16 protein-coding genes are annotated in these 17,675 nt (G+C 63.7%); 9 read left to right on the top strand and 7 right to left on the bottom strand.

Annotated elements, in window-relative coordinates; genetic code table 11:
- The first annotated feature begins 11 nt into the window (after nt 1-11).
- From meaB to CQ13_RS39235, 3 genes are all read left to right on the top strand, one after another.
- Nucleotides 12-1,004, top strand: coding sequence for a methylmalonyl Co-A mutase-associated GTPase MeaB (gene meaB, locus CQ13_RS39245; RefSeq protein WP_057848103.1), 993 nt, complete (start codon nt 12-14; stop codon nt 1,002-1,004).
- Nucleotides 1,001-1,645, top strand: coding sequence for a pyroglutamyl-peptidase I (locus CQ13_RS39240; RefSeq protein WP_057848102.1), 645 nt, complete (start codon nt 1,001-1,003; stop codon nt 1,643-1,645). Before meaB ends, CQ13_RS39240 begins: the two co-directional genes overlap by 4 nt.
- Nucleotides 1,646-1,876: 231 nt before the next feature.
- Complete coding sequence (locus tag CQ13_RS39235) at nt 1,877-3,247, top strand: TIGR03808 family TAT-translocated repetitive protein (RefSeq protein WP_057848101.1); 1,371 nt, start codon at nt 1,877-1,879, stop codon at nt 3,245-3,247.
- Nucleotides 3,248-3,265: 18 nt separating this feature from the next.
- Here the strand turns inward: CQ13_RS39235 and CQ13_RS40320 are convergent, their stop codons facing one another.
- The 4 genes from CQ13_RS40320 to CQ13_RS39215 form a co-directional block, all read right to left on the bottom strand.
- Nucleotides 3,266-3,811, bottom strand: a complete 546-nt coding sequence (locus CQ13_RS40320) for a TIGR03809 family protein (RefSeq protein WP_063800248.1) — start codon at nt 3,809-3,811, stop codon at nt 3,266-3,268.
- A gap of 538 nt (nt 3,812-4,349) precedes the next feature.
- Entirely contained in the window at nt 4,350-6,080 is a 1,731-nt protein-coding gene (locus CQ13_RS39225) for a S8 family serine peptidase (protein WP_057848100.1), read from the bottom strand.
- Nucleotides 6,081-6,115: 35 nt separating this feature from the next.
- Nucleotides 6,116-6,826 carry a zf-HC2 domain-containing protein gene (locus tag CQ13_RS39220; RefSeq protein WP_057848099.1) on the bottom strand — a complete coding sequence of 237 codons (711 nt, stop codon included), beginning with the start codon at nt 6,824-6,826 and terminating at the stop codon, nt 6,116-6,118.
- Nucleotides 6,823-7,392 (bottom strand): sigma-70 family RNA polymerase sigma factor, encoded by a 570-nt coding sequence (locus CQ13_RS39215; RefSeq protein WP_057848098.1) that lies wholly within the window; start codon nt 7,390-7,392, stop codon nt 6,823-6,825. The genes CQ13_RS39220 and CQ13_RS39215 overlap by 4 nt, the downstream gene beginning before the upstream one ends.
- A 418-nt stretch (nt 7,393-7,810) precedes the next feature.
- Between CQ13_RS39215 and CQ13_RS39210 the strand changes: the two genes are divergently transcribed.
- Together CQ13_RS39210 and CQ13_RS39205 are read left to right on the top strand one after the other, a co-directional pair.
- Nucleotides 7,811-8,959: a GGDEF domain-containing protein gene (locus tag CQ13_RS39210; protein WP_057848097.1), complete on the top strand. Its 1,149-nt coding sequence runs from the start codon at nt 7,811-7,813 to the stop codon at nt 8,957-8,959.
- A 58-nt stretch (nt 8,960-9,017) separates the two neighbouring features.
- Entirely contained in the window at nt 9,018-10,127 is a 1,110-nt protein-coding gene (locus CQ13_RS39205; RefSeq protein WP_057848096.1) for a DUF2336 domain-containing protein, read from the top strand.
- A 14-nt stretch (nt 10,128-10,141) separates the two neighbouring features.
- Here the strand turns inward: CQ13_RS39205 and CQ13_RS39200 are convergent, their stop codons facing one another.
- Entirely contained in the window at nt 10,142-10,780 is a 639-nt protein-coding gene (locus tag CQ13_RS39200; protein ID WP_057848095.1) for an NrsF family protein, read from the bottom strand.
- Between the two features lie 2 nt (nt 10,781-10,782).
- The gene (locus CQ13_RS39195; RefSeq protein WP_057848094.1) at nt 10,783-11,328 is read right to left on the bottom strand and encodes a sigma-70 family RNA polymerase sigma factor; all 546 of its coding nucleotides are present in this window, start codon (nt 11,326-11,328) and stop codon (nt 10,783-10,785) included.
- 348 nt (nt 11,329-11,676) lie between these two features.
- Between CQ13_RS39195 and CQ13_RS39190 the strand changes: the two genes are divergently transcribed.
- Complete coding sequence (locus CQ13_RS39190) at nt 11,677-12,354, top strand: hypothetical protein (RefSeq protein WP_057848093.1); 678 nt, start codon at nt 11,677-11,679, stop codon at nt 12,352-12,354.
- Nucleotides 12,355-12,467: 113 nt separating this feature from the next.
- Complete coding sequence (locus CQ13_RS39185) at nt 12,468-13,247, top strand: enoyl-CoA hydratase (RefSeq protein ID WP_057848092.1); 780 nt, start codon at nt 12,468-12,470, stop codon at nt 13,245-13,247.
- A 96-nt stretch (nt 13,248-13,343) separates the two neighbouring features.
- On the opposite strand, the gene CQ13_RS39180 is transcribed toward CQ13_RS39185, so the two are convergent.
- Complete coding sequence (locus tag CQ13_RS39180; RefSeq protein WP_057848091.1) at nt 13,344-15,215, bottom strand: acetyl-CoA hydrolase/transferase C-terminal domain-containing protein; 1,872 nt, start codon at nt 15,213-15,215, stop codon at nt 13,344-13,346.
- 343 nt (nt 15,216-15,558) lie between these two features.
- Between CQ13_RS39180 and CQ13_RS39175 the strand changes: the two genes are divergently transcribed.
- Together CQ13_RS39175 and CQ13_RS39170 are read left to right on the top strand one after the other, a co-directional pair.
- Nucleotides 15,559-16,974, top strand: coding sequence for a TolC family outer membrane protein (locus tag CQ13_RS39175; protein ID WP_057848090.1), 1,416 nt, complete (start codon nt 15,559-15,561; stop codon nt 16,972-16,974).
- 284 nt (nt 16,975-17,258) lie between these two features.
- Nucleotides 17,259-17,660, top strand: a complete 402-nt coding sequence (locus CQ13_RS39170) for an alpha/beta fold hydrolase (RefSeq protein ID WP_057848089.1) — start codon at nt 17,259-17,261, stop codon at nt 17,658-17,660.
- Nucleotides 17,661-17,675 lie beyond the last annotated feature (15 nt).

Raw genomic sequence — 17,675 nt, 5'->3', positions numbered from 1 at the left:
TAAACCAAGTCATGACCCTGCCGAAGAATCCTTCCCCCGATGTCGGGAAACTCGCCAAAGAACTCCGCTCCGGCCACCGCGCGGCGCTGGCGCGTGCGATTACCCTGATCGAAAGCAGGCGTTCCGACCACCAGGCCGCGGCACGCGATCTGGTGCAGGCGCTGTTGCCCGACACGGGCAAGGCGGTGCGGGTCGGCATTACCGGCTCGCCCGGCGTCGGCAAATCCACCACCATCGATGCGCTCGGCATGTTCCTGATCGAGCGCGGCCACAAGGTCGCGGTGCTCGCGGTGGACCCCTCCTCGGCCCGCACCGGCGGCTCGATTCTTGGCGACAAGACGCGGATGGCGCGGCTGGCCAATTCCGAAGCCGCCTTCGTCCGGCCCTCGCCCTCGTCCGGTACGCTCGGCGGCGTCGCCGCAAAAACCCGCGAGGCGATGCTGCTCTGCGAGGCGGCCGGCTTCGACGTGGTGCTGGTCGAGACCGTCGGCATCGGCCAGTCCGAAACCGCAGTCTGCGACATGACCGATTTCTTTCTCGCCCTGATGCTGCCCGGCGCCGGTGACGAATTGCAGGGCATCAAGAAGGGGTTGGTGGAACTCGCCGACATGATCGCGATCAACAAGGCCGATGGCGACAACGTCAAGCGCGCCAATCTGGCGGCGGCCGAGTATCGCAGCGCGCTGCATATTCTCAGTCCCCGCTCGGAGCATTGGCATCCGCCGGTCGTGACCTATTCGGCGCTGACCGGTATGGGCATGGACACGCTGTGGCAGAAGATTTTGGATCACCGCACCGCCATGAACGCCTCGGGCGAGTTCGCAGGCCGGCGGCGCGAGCAGCAGGTGAAATGGATGTGGTCGATGCTGGAGCAGCGCATGATGGCGCGGCTGCGCTCCGATGCCACGATCCGCGCCAAAGTGAAGAAGACCGAGGCCGAGGTCGCCGACGGCCGCATCACGCCGGCGGTCGCCGCCGAGCAGATCGCGGAGTGGATGCGATGAGCGACAAGCTTCGCATTCTCATCACCGGCTTCGGCCCGTTTCCCGGCGCGCCCTACAATCCGACGCAGCCGCTGGTGGCGCGGCTGACGCGGCTGCGTCGTCCGGCCTTTGCCGAAGTTGAACTGTGCAGCCACATCTTTCCCGTCACCTACAACGCGGTCGATCGTGAATTGCCGCTGGCGCTGCAAAAGCACCGGCCGCATGCGCTGTTGATGTTCGGCCTCGCTTCTCGCACGTCGCATCTGCGGATCGAAACCCGCGCCCGTAATGCCGTCACCATGCTCTGGCCCGACGCCGCGCAAACCCGCGCGCGCAAGGGATCGATCGCCGATGGCGCCGATGCCCAAAGGCTCGGTCCGCACACGGCCAAACTACTGCATGCGGCCAAGGCCACGGGCCTCGATGCCCGCGCCTCGCGCGACGCCGGAAGCTATCTCTGCAATTTCCTGAGCTGGCGCGCGATTGAAGCCGTGGATGCCGGCGACGGCCCACGCCTCGCCGCCTTCATTCACATCCCGCCGCTGGCGCGCAGCGGCGCGGTCAGACGAAAAGGTTTTCCGCGCATCACGCTGGAAGAGCTGGTCGATGCCGGCGAAGCGATGCTCATGGAGATGGTGCGGCTGGCGCGGCGGGCTGCGTAATTTCGCAGGGTAGGCAAAGCGCAGCGTGCCCACCATCATTCCCCGCGGATCCAATGGTGGGCACGGCGCTAGCGCGCCTTTGCCCCACCCTAGGAATTTTGGCCGCACCCAACATTAACCCTACCCCGAACAATCGTCGGCTTTCTTCGCGGTGTTCACCATGCCTAGCCGCCCTTCGCGATACCTATGAAACGCGAATGACACGACTGCATCGCGCTAGGGTCATCAGCCATGGACATGAACCGCCGCCATCTCATTGGAGCGTCCGCCGCCGGTGCAGCCGGTGCGCTGGCGATGTCGCCTGACGCTGCGCGCGCAGCGCCCCTTACCTCCACGCTCGGCCGCGACGTCACGCAGTATGGCGTCCGCCCCGGCAGCCCCGACGATCAGACCGCAAAACTGCAACGCGCGATCGACGAGGCTGCACGCGTGCAGGTGCCGCTGGCGCTGCCACCGGGGATCTATCGCACCGGCATGCTGCACCTTTCGAACGGCACGCAACTGGTCGGCGTCCGCGGCGCGACCAAGCTGGTGTTCACCGGCGGCGCCTCGATGCTGCAGAGCGAAGGCGCCAACAGCGTCGGTCTGACGGGCATCACCTTCGATGGCGGTCGCATTCCGCTGCCGACGCGCCGCGGCCTGGTGCACTGCCTCGGCGGTCGCGACGTCCGGATCGCCGATTGCGAAATATCAGGCAGCGGCGGCAACGGCATCTGGCTCGAACAGGTCTCGGGCGATATTTCCGGTAACGTCTTCACGAAAATCGCGACGACCGCCGTCGTATCCTTCGACGCGCTCGGCCTGATCGTGGCGCGCAACACCATCACCGATACCAATGACAACGGCATCGAAATCCTGCGCACCGCGATTGGCGACGACGGCACCCTCGTCCTCGATAACCGCATCGAGGACATCAAGGCCGGCCCCGGCGGCTCCGGGCAGCATGGCAACGCCATCAATGCCTTCCGCGCCGGCAATGTGATCGTGCGCGGCAACCGCATCAAGAATTGCGACTATTCAGCGGTGCGCGGCAATTCGGCGTCGAATATTCACATCACGGACAACAGCGTCAGCAATGTCCGCGAGGTCGCGCTCTATTCGGAATTTGCGTTCGAAGGCGCTGTGATCGCCAACAACACGGTGGATGGCGCCGCCGTCGGCGTCTCCGTGTGCAATTTCAACGAGGGCGGACGGATTGCCGTCGTCCAGGGCAACATCATCCGCAATCTCCTGCCGAAGCGGCCGATCGGCACTGCGCCCGACGACGACGCCGGGATCGGCATCTATGTCGAGGCGGACTCCACAGTCACAGGCAATGTGATCGAGAATGCTCCGTCGTTCGGCATCATCGCCGGATGGGGCAAGTATCTCCGCGACGTCGCGATATCAGGCAACGTGATCCGCAACGCCTTCGTCGGCGTCGGCGTATCGGTGCTGCCAGGCGCCGGGACAGCGCTGGTTAACAACAACATGATTTCGGAAACCCCGCGCGGCGCCGTGGTTGGGCTCGATCACGCCCGCACGATTACGACCGACCTGTCAGCCGAAGGCGCGCAACGTTATGCGCAGGTCGTGGTCGGAGGCAACGCGGTGCGGCGGTAGTTCGCCCTCCTCGCCCGCCTACAGCGCGTTGCGCAACGCAGGGTAGCGTTCCTTCATCGCGTCGAAATCGATCGCCGGGAATGGCATTTCCTCCAGCGCCAGCACATCCGGCACGGACGGCGCATGGTCCGCCGCGACGAGTTGGCTTTCCAGCGCGACCAGAACATCAGCGGGAACGTCGCGCGGCGGCGTGGTTGCAATCGGCGGCGGCGCCGCGACAATCGGTGGCGACTGCAGTTGCGGCTGAAGCTGCACAACCGGCGGGCGATAGCCCTCGTCGCGCGGCAGTGGCGTCAGCAGCAGCGGCGTCGTTCGACGGCGGCCGAGCCAGGCCATGTCGATCTGAGTGTTGTCGAGCGAAGCCCCGCGGCTCAACAGGTCCCGCCAGGTTGCGACGGCGGCCTTGGCTTCCTGGATGTTTTCGAGGAATTCGCGCTCGGTGTGAAAACGGCGCCAGCGTCCGGTCTCGAACAGTTCAGTGAGGTATTCCAACCGTTGCTCGGCAAGGCTGCACCAGCGCGCAACGATGTTGCGGCCACGTGCCACGTCTGCAGGATGTGCCATAAATCAGCCCGTAAGAGAGGAACGGACGCAGACGCAACCGAGACGAATCAGTGGGATGTGACTGGTATATTCTGTGGAAAACTTTTTCGTTGTCCAGTGCGTGAAGCTACGGGAGTGCGCAGCAATCGAAGAAACCCGCGCAAATACGGGTTAATCTGCTCTATTCGCGGTCAAACAGCACAGCAGCGTGGCCGCGTCGCGCGGCGAGATTTCATTTGAGAAGATGCACGGGAAAATTGCGTATCGCGCAGATGAGTCGGAAACTTGCAATCGCAAGCCGTCAGGGTGCCGTACGAAACGCTCCTTCGTCCAAAAACCTGTGCTGAAAATGAAAGACCCGTCCGGGGGGACAACCGGACGGGTCAAGCTATATGGGCGCTTGGGGTGGATGGGCGCTCGCGCCGAATACAGCCTATGGGGAGGGATTACCGCTCCCACCTAGATAAGTCGCAACACCCTCGCCGGACGTTCAAAACGCCGGACGATTTTTTAACCTTAGGTTCGGGGACGATCGCGGGAAAATCGCTGCGTAACAGGGCTATTTTGCAGCGTTTGCGGCCGATTTTTCGGATGCAATCGACGGCGAGGGATCATTCAGCGCCCGGCTCACGGAAGTGTTATCCTTAGACGGGTCAACCGCAGGCGTTTTTTCCCCCGCCGGCTTACCGGAAACCGAAGCAAGCGGAACCGCCGGTGCGGCGGCCGCGGCCGTGACGGCAGCAAAGGCATCGGCCCCACCTGCCCCAAACTGATCGTCGCGGCCGGGAGTGCCGAGATCGCGGGCGGTCCTGGTCAGAATTGCGCGAACATCGCCCGGCTTCAACGAAGGATTGCGCTCCATCATCAGCGCCGCGACGCCGCTGATATAGGCGGCGGAGAACGAGGTGCCCGACGTGATCTGGTATTTTTCATCGGGCGCCGGCAGGAAGATATCCGCGCCCGGTGCTGCAACCGCGATGTGGTTGCCCCGGTTCGATGCGGCAAACAGTCTTTCCTGCGCATCGGTGCCACTCACCGCAATGACATGGGGATTGGCGGCCGGATAGAGCGGCGGCGATTTCGCACCGGCATTGCCGGCCGCAGCCACCATCAGGATGCCACGGGCCGCCGTCGCGGCGATGCCTCGCTCGATCAGCGGATCCTTCGGACCGGCAAAGCTCATGTTGATGATCTGCGCGCCGTGCTCGGCCGCGTAGTCCAATCCCCGGAGGATTACATAGGACGTGCTCTCCGCGCCCTTCGATCCCGCGCCGAACGCGCGGATCGCGATCAACCTCGCCTCCGGTGCGCTACCCATCAGCTTGGCATGCGCCACGATCGCGCCGGCAATGCCCGTGCCATGGACATGCGGACCTTCCTTGCTTCCGAGCGCATCGAAACTGTCGGCAACCGAATTGGCGAGTTCGGGATGCTTGGCGTCGACGCCTGAATCGATCACCGCAACGGTGACGTTCATGCCGCGGACGAGCGCGTGCGCCTGTGGCAGCCGAAGCTGGGCGACGGCGTATTGCGCGGCATCGCCCGCGGTCGAAGCCTTCTGATCCTGGAGGAAGTAACGGAAATTGAGCTGCACCGAACGCACGCTGGCGTCGGTCGCGAGTTCGCGGCGCACGGTGTCCACCGGCCGGTTATCCACGATGCGGAACAGACCGATGGTGCCGCCGAGCAGCGGGAAGTTCTGCGACGCGATGCGCTCCAGGCCGTGACGCCGCGCCAGTTCGTCGGCTTCGGCGGTGGATAACGCGCCGTCGATTTCGGCGACGAGTTCGTTCTTGACCGCGCGCAGATTGACCGCTGCCTGTGCGTTGTTGTTGCCCGATCCGCCCTTGCGCTTCTTGGCCGAGGTGCCGTTGCCGCCGCCGGCCGACATCACCGGACGATCGAAGCACTCGCCGTCGGGACCGCGAAGCGCATATCCGCAAGCCGGATAGAGGTTGGGCGAAAACCGCGCATGGGGCAGCGTCGACTGCACGCCGTCCCCCGAACGGACTCGCAGGGTCGAACTCATGGTGCCGATCCGGGACGGCGGCGTCCGTGCGACGGTATCAGCGCGCACGGCCGGCCGCGCCGCGACGGTTGGACTGATCCGCGGCGCTACCGTCGGATTGATGGTGGGCATGCGCGAGCCGACGTTCAGACTGGGGGTGCGCATGATGCTTTGCGCATGCCCCGCCGAAGGTCCGACAGCGATCAGCGGAAGCAGCGCGGCCGACAATACCCATGCCGCACGCTGGGTCCTTGTCCACCAACTCACGCCATCATGAACCATGGGACCTCAGCTTGCCCGGCCCACGCCAGGCGGCCTTATGGCGTTGCCACCGCCAGGCTGACGATTTTCTCGCGTTGCAGCCTGCTCAGCAGGCCAGCAACTTCGTCCTTGCTCATCGCCTTGTTGCCGAACTGCAGCCGGAACATGCCGCCCTTGGCGCCGTCGATCGAGGCCTGGTAGTTGTCGAGCAGCGCCGTGATGTCGGCGATGCGCGCTTCAGGCGCGAACTGCACCAGCGCGCGCGGCGGCGCGAGGCTGCCTCCGAGATCGCGCGTAATCGGCGCCGATGACCGCTCGTTCAGGCTCAGCGACGCCGTCTCGAACAACGCGGTCTGGCTCTTCATCAGTACGGCGCCGATCACGCCGGCCTGCAGCACGAGCGCCACGGCGCCAAGGCTCGCCGACCAGGCGAGCGTACGCGGCGACAGGCTTGCGAAAAATTCCGACACCCGCGCGGACAGGCTCACCGAGCGCGAGGGCTCACGTGCAGGCTCCGCGTCGATTGCGGCAAACAGCTTCTGCATGGCGCGCGCGGACGGCGCACCCAGGCTCTCGTTAAGGCCGATCGTCTCGGCGTATTCTTGGCGGATAACGGCATACTGCCGGGCAAGCCCGGGATCCCCGGCAAGCGCTTCCTCGACGCGGCGTGCATCGCGCGCGCTCAGGGTGCCGGCCGCGTGGAAGGGCAACAGCATCTCGACTTCGCTGGGCTCGTGATCCAGCATTTTTGTGCTCGCTGCCATCATGGCCAACCTCGCTCTATGCCTGCTGCTTTGAGCAACTCGGCCAATTTCTTGCGCGCATAAAACAGGCGCGTCTTGACAGTGTTCTCCGGAATGCCGACGATTTCGGCTACCTCTTCCACGGACTTCTCGTGGTAGTAGACGAGATCGACGATCTCCCGATGCTCTGGCGAAAGGGCCGTCAGGCACTTGCGCAGCGCTTCACCCGTATCCTTCTTCTGCACCACCACTTCCGGATCGTCGGACGTATCCTCGATCGCGTTCGCGGTTTCCTCGTCCAGCCCAACATCCTTGCGGCGCCTAAGTGCCGAAAGAGCCTTGAACCGCGTAATCGCCAAGAGCCAGGTGGTAACGGCGGATCGGCCTTCGAACTTGCCAGCCTGACGCCACACATCGAGAAAAACCTCGCTGATGAGGTCTTCCGCGACCTGTTCGTCCCTTACGAGCCGAAGCCCGAAACGGAACACCCTGACATGGTGCCTTCCGTAAAGCACCTGCATGGCGAGCCGGTCGCCTTGAGCGATCCGAGCGATCAGAACTTCGTCTGAAGCCGCTTGTGTCGTACTCAATGGCCGTCTCGCAAGGTTGGTCGGACGGGGGTGGCCGGCGGTTCGATGGGAAGAGTGAGATTCTTCACATTACGGCAATACCGGAATCGCATGTGTGATCTACCCCACAGATCGCCAGTGCCAGGCCATTTTGCCGCCAGAAAGGAGCCAAACCCCAGAATTGGTACCATATTACGGAAACACTTTCCTGAAAACGCGCCACCCAACCTTAGCAAGGCTTCGCCGGCAGGGCAGCATCCGCGTGACGCCCCAGGGTCCCCGCACGGGCAGGTTCCGCACTATCGGAATTCGGCAGATTTCCGTTGCGAATCAGTGCAATGGCCGGGTTTCTAACGGAGCCGATTCGACCTCAAAAGATACCAAACCTAAAGGCTTTATTCCCTAAAGTTTCGTCCGGCATCACCAACAGCGGCGGGACATGAACAGCGCGGCATCATTGCTTCAAGGGCAAGGCCCCCACAATGCGACCGCGCGCGTCACCCGCCCGCCGCTGGAAGTATTGAAGCGCCGGGCCGGCCAGCGCCGCCAGATGCTGGCCGTGCAAGGCGTCAGCTATTTGCTCATCACCTCGGTCCTGCTGGTCTATTGCTACGCCGGCACCGTCCCGATCATCATTCCATCGACCTATTTCCTTTCCGGCATCGGATTGGTGTCGGTCTTTGTCGTGTTGTCGGAAGCTCACTTCAACGACCGGTTCGAGGACCACTATCTCACGATCTTCCAGGTCGCCGGCCACGTCGCGCTCCAGCTCTGTTTTCTACTGGCCGCGCCACAGATCGGATTTGCCTTCCTGAGCGTCATATTCCTGATCTTTGGATTCGGCGCGCTGCGAATGACGTCCCGGCAAGCGATTATCACCTGGACCCTCACCATCGTAGGCCTAGCGCCAATCTTCCTGTTTGCCAGCACCCCTATCGGCCTGCCGATTACCACCCAGACCGAACGCGTCGCGGCCATGCTTTCCTTTGTCCTCACCATCGGACAATGCGCCTTCGTGGGACTGTATGGCTCTACCATGCGCAAGATGCTCTATGACCGCAGCTTCAAACTGAAGGCGGCGTACAAGCGGATCGAGGAGCTTGCCGAACTCGACGAGCTGACCGGGTCGTCCAACCGCCGCAGCATCATGCGGATGCTGCAGGAGGAGATTGCCCGCGCGAGCCGCAGCGGATCGCCCTGCTCGATCGCGCTGATCGACCTCGACTGGTTCAAGCGCATCAACGACGCCTACGGTCACCCGACCGGCGACGAGGTGCTGCGGACATTCTCGATCACCATGTTTGCCAACATCCGCAGCATCGACCGGTTCGGCCGATATGGCGGCGAGGAATTCCTGCTGGTGCTGCCCGACATGGACGTCGGCCAAGCCATGCAGGCGCTCGACCGGTTGCGCGCCATTATTGCCGATCTCGACTGGAGCGCGTTCTCGCCCGGCATGAAGGTGACGATGTCGGCAGGCGTTGCAACGCTGCGTCCGAACGAGACATCAGACACATTTCTCGCGCGCGCCGATAGCGCGCTTTATGCAGCCAAGGCGCAGGGACGTAACCGGATTACCAGCGCCTGATCCGACATATTTCAGCTCCGGCGAAGAAACCCCGCCGCTTTTGCTCCAGGACAGAGTCATGATTTCGAAGACCGCCACCTCTCCTTCTCCCGGAAATCTGCTCGACGAACTGCAGTCCACGCTTGCGCACGGAACGGTCGCTCGCCGGGTAGAGACACTGCGCCGGGTGACCGATCTCTTCATCAACGGCGCGGTGGATTTTTCGGACGAGCAGGTCGGGCTGTTCGACGACGTCTTCCAGTGCCTGATCGACCACATCGAAACCTCGGCCAAGATGCTGCTGGCCAACCGTCTCGCCCCGATCGACACTGCCCCGCCGCTCACCATCCGCGCGCTTGCATTCGACGACGTCATCGAGGTGGCGGGCCCTGTGCTGTCGCAATCGATGCGGCTCGACGACAAGACCCTGATCGAGAATGCGCGCAGCAAGAGCCAGGCACATTTGATGGCGATCTCGACCCGCAAGACGCTGAGCGGCGCGGTCACCGACGTGCTGGTCCAGCGCGGCAACGATCAGGTGATCCAGTCGACCGTCAACAATCCCGGCGCAAAATTCACCGAGCGCGGCTTTACCCGCCTCGTCAGCCGCGCCAAAGGCGACGACGATCTCACCGCCTGCATCGGCATGCGTCCACCCGTGCCGCGGCATCTCTACCTGAAACTGCTCGCCAAGGCCTCCGATACGGTGCGGCAGCGGCTGGAGGCCGCCAATCCCCAGCAGGCGGCCGCGGTGCCGACCGCGGTCAAGGAGGCAACGCGGCGCGCGCGCTCGGCGACCTCTGATATCACCAAGGACACTGAGATTGCGCACGCACTGATCAAGTCGCTGTACGAGCACGGCCGGCTCGACGAATCCGAAGTGGCGTCGTTTGCCGACGCCGGGAAATTCGACGAGGCCAACGCCTCGATTGCGGCGCTCGCCAACTTGCCGGTCGCAATCGCCGAGAACATGATGATCGAGAGCCGGGCCGAAGGCGTGATGATTTTGGCGAAGGTCGCAGGGCTGTCATGGTCGACGGTCAAGAGCATCATCAGGATGCGCGACGAACTATCCGGCGCGGAGCCGACGGATCTTGCCGCCTGCAAGGACACCTATGAGCGGTTGCGGCCTTCGACCGCGCAGCAGGTGCTGCGCTTCCACCGCATGCAGCAGAACGTGCCGGCGTAGGTTCGTAGCACGCTTCAATATCTCAGCAGCTTCGCTCCGGCGAGCGCGCCGATCGCCGCCACCAGCGCGGTCGCGATCGTGTACCAGGTCGCGACGAAAAGCGGTGAATCATCCGTGCAATGCGAGGCATAGAGCGTTGCCGCCAATCCCGCCGACAACAGTCCGGCGATGGCGCCCGCCAATGCAGGCCGCGACGGGGCACCGTGACGCAATCCAAGCAGCGCGCCGGCCAGGATCGGCAACGACAACAGCGGGATCGCGGTCAGACAGACCCACGAATTCTTGCCGACCAGCCGCGTCATCATAGGCAACCGTTGCGGCATCATCATTTCGCCGCCGATCCCGGCGGTCAAAATTCCCACCGGCGCCAGCAGCAGCCAACCAAATCCGCGCAGCGAGGCCTCGGGCCGCGACAGATGCAGGCTGACGGCAATTGCCGAGATCGCGAGCGCCAGCGTCACCGCGAATTTCAGGTCGAAGAACGGATTGCGCATCGCAACCATCACGTCGGGCCTGACGCCGAGCTCGGTGAAGAACATCAACAGCGAAACCGGCGCCGCGGCCAAGAGCGCCAGCATCAGGGCAAAGCCGACCGGGCGCGCGCGGTGCGCGTTGTCCGCCGCCAACGTTCGAATGAGCTGATCGGTATCCATGCTCAATTTTCCCGCAACTTCGCCGTCAAGCTGGTCAGCCCCCGGTGCAGCGCCACCCGCACCGCGCCCTCGCTCATCGAAAATTTCGCGGCCGTGTCCTTGATCGAGGCGCTGTCGACGGCGATCGACTGCAGCACCTCGCGCTGCCGCGCCGGCAGCGTCTGGAGCTGGGCGGCGACTTCGCTCGGCGAAGCCGTTTCGGCCGGCGCTTCGCCCGGCAGCGTCTCGGCGAAATCGTCAATATCGACGAAAATGCGCCGGCCGCGGCGGCGCAGCGCATCGATCAGCTTGTTGCGGGCGATCGCGAACAGCCATGGGGCAAATGGGGCGGTGACATCCCAGGTATGCCGTTTCAGGTGGACCGCCAGCAAAATGTCCTGCACGATGTCCTCGGATTGATCGACCGGTTGCCCTGCCCGCGCCAGACCGCGGCGCGCCGCAGCCCGGAGCACGGGCGTGACGGCCTTGAGCAGGCGATGATACGCCGCGCTGTCGCCTGCAATGGCCGACCGCATCAGGCCGGTCCATTCGTCATCCCGTTCGCGCACCCGCGCTCCTACCCTGCAATTCGGTCGATCTTTCAATTTGTTACATCAGGATGACTCGATCACGAACTCGTGATCGAAGGTCCCGTCGGCAGCTTGGGCTGGTTCCCCTATCCAGGGAATCGGGGACAACCGGCTGCGCGATGGCAGGCTCATAACATCGATTGCGCAGGCTCGCATCCGGCGCAGCTTGCTAATTTCGCGTCGGCAAAATGCCCGCCAGTACGTCGACTGACTGACATTGCCCAGGTTTTGCCCGGTGTTGCCCGAAGATTCCCATTTTCCGCCGTGCTGTGGACACCTGGGGGGTCTCATTTCGCCGCTGGGCGGCGGCCAATGGGGAGATTCGACATGACGATCCGAGCCAGCGCGGGGTCGGCCATCATTCTTGCGGCAGGGCTTTTGTTGGGTTTCGCAGGACCACCGCCGGCGACGGCGGCCGGTGCCGATGATGCCGCGGTGTCGAAACCGGAAAGCGCGACGTCCGAAAAGTCCGCCAGACAGAGTTCGCGTTCCCTGAAGAAGCGCTCTGCCCATCGCAAATCTACGCGTACCGCATCGAAACCCGCCGAGAACAAAGAGCCTGAGGAAAAGCAGGTCGCCGATGCGAGTGGCGGCACTCCGCCCGGGATGCCCGAATGGCTCGCCAACGCCAACGCGCAAATGACCGCAGCCGACGCGCCGGCCGACAGCGCCAAGGGGATGTCGGCGGCGATGTCTGAGAAGGCCAACACCGTTCTGCAATCGGCGGTGGACAAGCCGGCTGACGCCGAGGCGCCGGCCGATGCTACCGTAGTTGCCTCCGACCAGCTCAACGATGTCGATCGCGCGCTGCAGGCGACCGCGCCCGAGGACTCCGCCACGCAGACGGTGTCGATGGCCTCGACCAAACCTGCATCGGAAGCCCCCGATCAGGCCGCCAACAACGAGAGTTCCACCCTAGACAAGACCTCGCTGATCGGAAAGATTTTCATCGCCTTCGGCGCCCTGCTGACGATGGCCTCGGCCGCACGCATGTTCATGGCGTAGCTATCGCAATACCGGACACGGCATCCCCGCATCCGGGATCCGTTCCAGCCCACTTGAAGCCCACCCCGGCAGCGGGCACATTGCCCGCGAAAAGGCCTACCCCGGGGTGGATCATGGCAACGTTCGAAAACATCATTGTCGAGAGCAAGGGCGCGGTCGGCATCATTACGCTGAACCGGCCGAAAATGCTCAACGCGCTGTCGTTCGGCGTGTTTCGTGAAATCGCCGCCGCGGTCGACGACCTCGAGGCCGACGACAAGATCGGCTGCATCCTGCTCACCGGCAGCGAAAAGGCGTTCGCCGCCGGCGCCGACATCAAGGAGATGCAGCCGAAAAACTTCATCGACATGTTCTCCAGCGATTTCACCGCCATCGGCGGCGATCGCGTCGCCACCTGCCGGAAACCGACGATCGCGGCCGTCAGCGGCTATGCGCTCGGCGGCGGCTGCGAGCTTGCCATGATGTGCGACATCATCATCGCCGCCGACACCGCCAAATTCGGCCAGCCCGAAATCACGCTCGGCACCATCCCCGGTATCGGCGGCACCCAGCGGCTGACGCGTGCGATCGGCAAGTCCAAGGCGATGGATCTCTGCCTCACCGGACGCATGATGGATGCGGCCGAAGCGGAGCGTTCCGGCCTCGTCAGCCGCGTCGTGCCGGCCGACAAATTGATGGAAGAAGCGCTCTCGGCCGCGGAAAAGATCGCCTCGATGTCGCGGCCCGCGGCTGCGATGGCCAAGGAAGCCATCAACCGCGCGTTCGAGACGCCGCTGTCGGAGGGCATGAATGTCGAGCGCAACCTGTTCCACTCGACCTTCGCGCTGGAAGATCGCGCCGAAGGCATGGCGGCGTTCATCGAGAAGCGCAAGCCGGTGAACAAGAACAGGTGACGCCGTCATTGCGAGCGAAGTTTCGTAGGGTGGGCAAAGGCGCGGGAGCGCCGTGCCCCACCATTCTGGCGTCCGGCGAAAGTGATGGTGGGCACGCTACGCTTTGCCCACCCTACTGGACCTTCCGCTCCGCGCCAGCGCCGCATTGACCAGCGCGCGATAGGCGCGCTCGGCAAACGTCGTCGGACGATCGAGACCCAGTCGCGCCAGGCATTCGCGGTTCGAGGCATCCGGCGGCTGGGTCACTCCCTGCCACAGCAACCCCGGCAAAAGCAGCGGCATCCGCTGCGCTTCCCGCAGCAACTGCAAGGCCGGTATCAGCCGCTGCTCGACCTCGGTAAAATCGCTCCCGAACGGAAACGGCGGCAGCAGTCCGTCCTCGCGCGCGGGCTTCAAGGCATCCGCGATCCGCTCCGGAAAGTTCTCGCGATGCGCGCGCGGAACTTCGAACTCCTTCGGCAGCTTGCCGGCATCCTTGGCAATCTTCACCAGTTCGTTCTGGAAACGGGAATCCGTGACCGCGAGCATTGCCGCGATGGTCTCGGCGTCCGATTTGCCCCTGACATCGGCAACACCGTATTCGGTGACGAACACGTCGCGCAGATGCCGCGGGATGGTCTCGTGAGCGTAGTTCCAGCGGATGTTGGAGTGCGTCCTCCTGCCCGCCTGCCGCGTCGCTTCCAGCGTGAGGACCGAGCGTGCGCCTTGAAGCGCGAACGCCTGCGCGACGAAATTGTACTGACCGCCGACGCCGCTGACGACCTGGCCATTGTCGAGACCGTCGGAAACCGCCGCCCCCATCAGCGTCGCCATCATCGCGTTGTTGACGAAGCGGGCATCGATGCGCGCGCGGCGCTTGGCATTCTCGCCGCCATAGAGCTCGTTGGTGAACGATACCGGCGTCATCTGGATGCGCGCGATCTGGTCGGCCGGCATCTCGCGCAACGCGCGATAAAACGATTTCGGCCCGAGGAAAAATGCGCCGTGCAGCACGACGCCGTCGACCTCGCGCTTGAGAATATCGGCCTCGATCAGGCTGAGAAACGCCTCGATCAGCATTTCGCTGACCCCATACAGCCCCTTCGCGAACGGCGCGCTCTCGATCGGCTCCGAGCCGGGCGCGAGCCGCTTCATGATGGCGCGGAACTGCGCACTGTCCCGATGACGGACGATCAGCCCCTGCGCCAGCGCATCGCCGACTTGCCCGATGCCGATCTGCAGCGTGCCGCCATCGGGCACGAGACTCGCGGCGTGAAGCCCGATCGCGTATTTGGTGTCGCTGACCGGCTCGGCCGGCGGGGCGAACAGCGGGAAATCCGTCGCGGGGCTGTCGAGCACGGCGGAAAATTCTTCCCCCGGCAGATCGCCCGCACCCGGCATGAACGGCAGTTCTGAATTGACTTGCGCGAACACTTTGAACGAAGCGCGCCCCTCCGCGCGGGCGCGCAGCAGATCAAGCGCTGTGTCGGTGTTGCAACTGAGGCTGTAACGCGTCGCGCCATCGACTACACGCTTGGCCACCAATGGCGTGACGACATTGAGCCCGCGCGCCAGCAAATACGACGCAGCATGGGTATAGTTCGCGGAGATGTAGTGCTGCTGCGCGAACGGCGCGTGCAGCCATTTGCCCGCCAGGAAGAAAAACTCGATCACCCTGACGTTGGGCGGCAGTTCTCCGGCATGCAGTGCATTTGCATAGGCGAGGTCCGGATAACCACCAAACAGGCGATCGAACACCGGGCTGATGAAACGTTGTTCGAGCAGGCTCGAGGGCCGCGGCTTTTCCAGCGTCAGTGCCGAAAATAACGTCAGCTTGATCGAACGGTCGGCCAGTGCGCGTGCATGCAGAGCGTTGACGACGTGGTTGGCCTTGCCAAGCCCGAGCGGCAATCCAACCACGAGATTGGTTCCGACATCACGGATGATATCCTCCGCGATCGCTTCGGGATCGGAAAACAGCTTTGGCATCGAATGCGAACCTGCGGCGTAGCTGGCAGGCAGCCGTCCTGGAATCGGACGCCAGCCACGAGAGCTATAGCCTATCTTCACCGGAGATTCGTCTGTGACGAACCGGCAACAGCCAAGCACGGATTTCACCGAATTAATGTACTGATGTCGCGCGGCAGTTTGCCTGTGGCCAGGGTGCCCCCTAAACAGGTAGACGAACCGAGGATGTCGGCGGGGGCGGACGGACAAGCGCATGATCCGGAAATGACGGGTAACCGGCATTCCGGATCATGCTCAAACAAGAAGATAGAACGGGATGACTCGAAGCAGGGTTATCACGTTCTTGTGTTGACTACGGAATCAAATGACCAGGCGCGCTGCTAGGATTGGCTACGTTGAAAGACGGTTGCTTCGATCGGGCATTTGCCTTGCTGTGGCTTGCTTCGCGCTTGCCGCGCCAGCCGCGCATGGTGAAAGCCTCCCCGAGGCGCTGGCCAAGGCCTACCAGACCAATCCCGCGCTCAATGCCGAACGCGCCCGCCAGCGCGCCACCGACGAGAACGTGCCGCAGGCGCTTTCGGGTTATCGGCCGCAGATCGTCGCTACTCTCTCCGCCGGCTTTCAGGCGGTGCGCAACCTCTTGCCCGACAACACCGTCCAGTCGGCGAACCTGAAGCCCTGGACCATCGGCGTGACCGTGTCCCAGACGTTGTTCAACGGCTTCAGGACCGCCAACAGTGTACGCGTGGCGGAATTGCAGGTGCAGGCGGGTCGCGAGGCGCTGCGCAATGTCGGTCAGGGCGTGCTGCTGGATGCAGTCACGGTCTACACAAACGTTCTCGCCAACCAATCGCTGGTCGAAGCCCAGCGCGCCAACGTGGCGTTTCTGCAGGAAACCCTCGGCATCACCCAGAAGCGTCTGAATGCCGGCGACGTCACGCCCACCGACGCTGCGCAGGCCGAGGCGCGTCTGAGCCGGGGCCGCGCCGATTTGAATGCCGCTGAGGTCAATCTGGCCGTCAGCCAAGCGACTTATCTTCAGGTCATTGGCAACGCGCCCACTGTGCTCCGCCCCGCTGACACCGTCGACCGCTTGCTGCCGCGCAGCCGCGATGACGCCACCGGGCAGGCCTTCCGCGGGCATCCCGCCGTGATGGCGGCAAGCTTCGATTTCGACGTCGCCACGACTTCCATCCGCGTCGCCGAAGGCAGCCTGATGCCGACGATCACGCTGCAAGGCAGCGCCAGCCGCAGCAAGGACTCGGATCCCACGCTTGGCACCCTCGGGACCGACCAGGCTTCCGTGACCGGCCAGCTCACGCAGCCGATCTATGATGGCGGCATGGCCGCCTCACAGACCCGTCAGGCTAAGGAAATCGCAGCGCAAAGCCGGCAGGTGCTGGACCAGGTCCGCAACCAGGCCCGCACCGCCGCGGTCGGCGCCTGGGTCGCCAATGAAGGTGCCAAGATTGCGGTCACGGCATCCGAAGCTGAAGTGCGCGCTGCCACCGTCGCGCTGCAGGGCGTGCAGCGGGAGGCGGCGGGCGGCCAGCGCACCACGGTCGACGTGCTGAATGCGCAGCAGGACCTGATCTTGGCAAAGGCGCGGCTGATCGGCGCGCAGCGCGATCGCGTCATCGCTTCCTATACGCTGCTGAGCGCGATCGGCCGGCTCGACGTCAAGAATCTCGGCCTCAAAACGCCGGACTATCTGCCGGAAGTGCACTACCACCAAGTGCGCGACGCCTGGCATGGCCTGCGGACGCCATCGGGACAGTAGGTTGTATTGCTCGTAACTTACCCTCCCTGGAGGGTAAGAAAGACCGACTACGAGAAATGCTGTGGCTACCTCCCCCACGGTCGTGCCAGATCTTCTCGCCGATCATGCAAATAACCGGACGCTGATCATGTCGGGTATTTTCAGTCGACGGTAACCCCCATTGTTCCAAAACTCGGTCCGTTTCCGACTGCCGTTTTGTTCGATCGATTTGCGAGGCCCTGTGGTTTCAAACGTCCTGCGCTGGTCGGCCAACGGCCTGCTGGTCCTGGATCCGCGAAATCCTGGTGTCGCTGACCATCACCAATCCGATCGCGACGCAAATGCTGCTCCAATCGATGATCGCCAAGAAGGAGCGCGCGCTGCCGGAGTATGTCGCGATCCTGCAACGGCCGCTGGCGCAGCGTGACAGCACGAGCGATATCGCCGACCGGCTGTATTATTTTCTCGGCTCCGACACCAACGCCGCGAGCGCGGACCGCAATGCCTATGCGAAGCTGGAAGTCCCCGTCGCGATCCTGTGGGGCGACAAGGATACCATTACCCCGGTCGAGCAGGGCCACGATCTGCGAACGCTGCTGCCAACAGATACGGACCTGACGTTGCTGCCGGGTCTTGGTCACATTCCGCAAATCGAGGACCCCGGCCTGTTCAATGACGCCCTGCTCAAGACGATTGGAAAACTCTAGACTGGCCCGAGATTC

Source organism: Bradyrhizobium retamae, assembly GCF_001440415.1.
Lineage (GTDB): Bacteria > Pseudomonadota > Alphaproteobacteria > Rhizobiales > Xanthobacteraceae > Bradyrhizobium > Bradyrhizobium retamae.
Note: the sequence above shows the minus strand (reverse complement) of the source record. Positions and strands in the feature narration are given on the sequence as shown.

What these genes read in the sequence shown, in the direction of transcription:
- CQ13_RS39235 (WP_057848101.1), top strand. Translation starts at nt 1,877, where the DNA reads ATGGACATGAACCGCCGCCATCTCATTGGAGCGTCCGCCGCCGGTGCA.
- CQ13_RS39225 (WP_057848100.1), bottom strand. Translation starts at nt 6,080, where the DNA reads ATGGTTCATGATGGCGTGAGTTGGTGGACAAGGACCCAGCGTGCGGCA.
- CQ13_RS39190 (WP_057848093.1), top strand. Translation starts at nt 11,677, where the DNA reads ATGACGATCCGAGCCAGCGCGGGGTCGGCCATCATTCTTGCGGCAGGG.
- CQ13_RS39175 (WP_057848090.1), top strand. Translation starts at nt 15,559, where the DNA reads ATGACCAGGCGCGCTGCTAGGATTGGCTACGTTGAAAGACGGTTGCTT.
- CQ13_RS39240 (WP_057848102.1), top strand. Translation starts at nt 1,001, where the DNA reads ATGAGCGACAAGCTTCGCATTCTCATCACCGGCTTCGGCCCGTTTCCC.
- CQ13_RS39200 (WP_057848095.1), bottom strand. Translation starts at nt 10,780, where the DNA reads ATGGATACCGATCAGCTCATTCGAACGTTGGCGGCGGACAACGCGCAC.
- CQ13_RS39180 (WP_057848091.1), bottom strand. Translation starts at nt 15,215, where the DNA reads ATGCCAAAGCTGTTTTCCGATCCCGAAGCGATCGCGGAGGATATCATC.
- CQ13_RS40320 (WP_063800248.1), bottom strand. Translation starts at nt 3,811, where the DNA reads ATGGCACATCCTGCAGACGTGGCACGTGGCCGCAACATCGTTGCGCGC.
- CQ13_RS39220 (WP_057848099.1), bottom strand. Translation starts at nt 6,826, where the DNA reads ATGATGGCAGCGAGCACAAAAATGCTGGATCACGAGCCCAGCGAAGTC.
- CQ13_RS39210 (WP_057848097.1), top strand. Translation starts at nt 7,811, where the DNA reads ATGAACAGCGCGGCATCATTGCTTCAAGGGCAAGGCCCCCACAATGCG.
- meaB (WP_057848103.1), top strand. Translation starts at nt 12, where the DNA reads ATGACCCTGCCGAAGAATCCTTCCCCCGATGTCGGGAAACTCGCCAAA.
- CQ13_RS39185 (WP_057848092.1), top strand. Translation starts at nt 12,468, where the DNA reads ATGGCAACGTTCGAAAACATCATTGTCGAGAGCAAGGGCGCGGTCGGC.
- CQ13_RS39205 (WP_057848096.1), top strand. Translation starts at nt 9,018, where the DNA reads ATGATTTCGAAGACCGCCACCTCTCCTTCTCCCGGAAATCTGCTCGAC.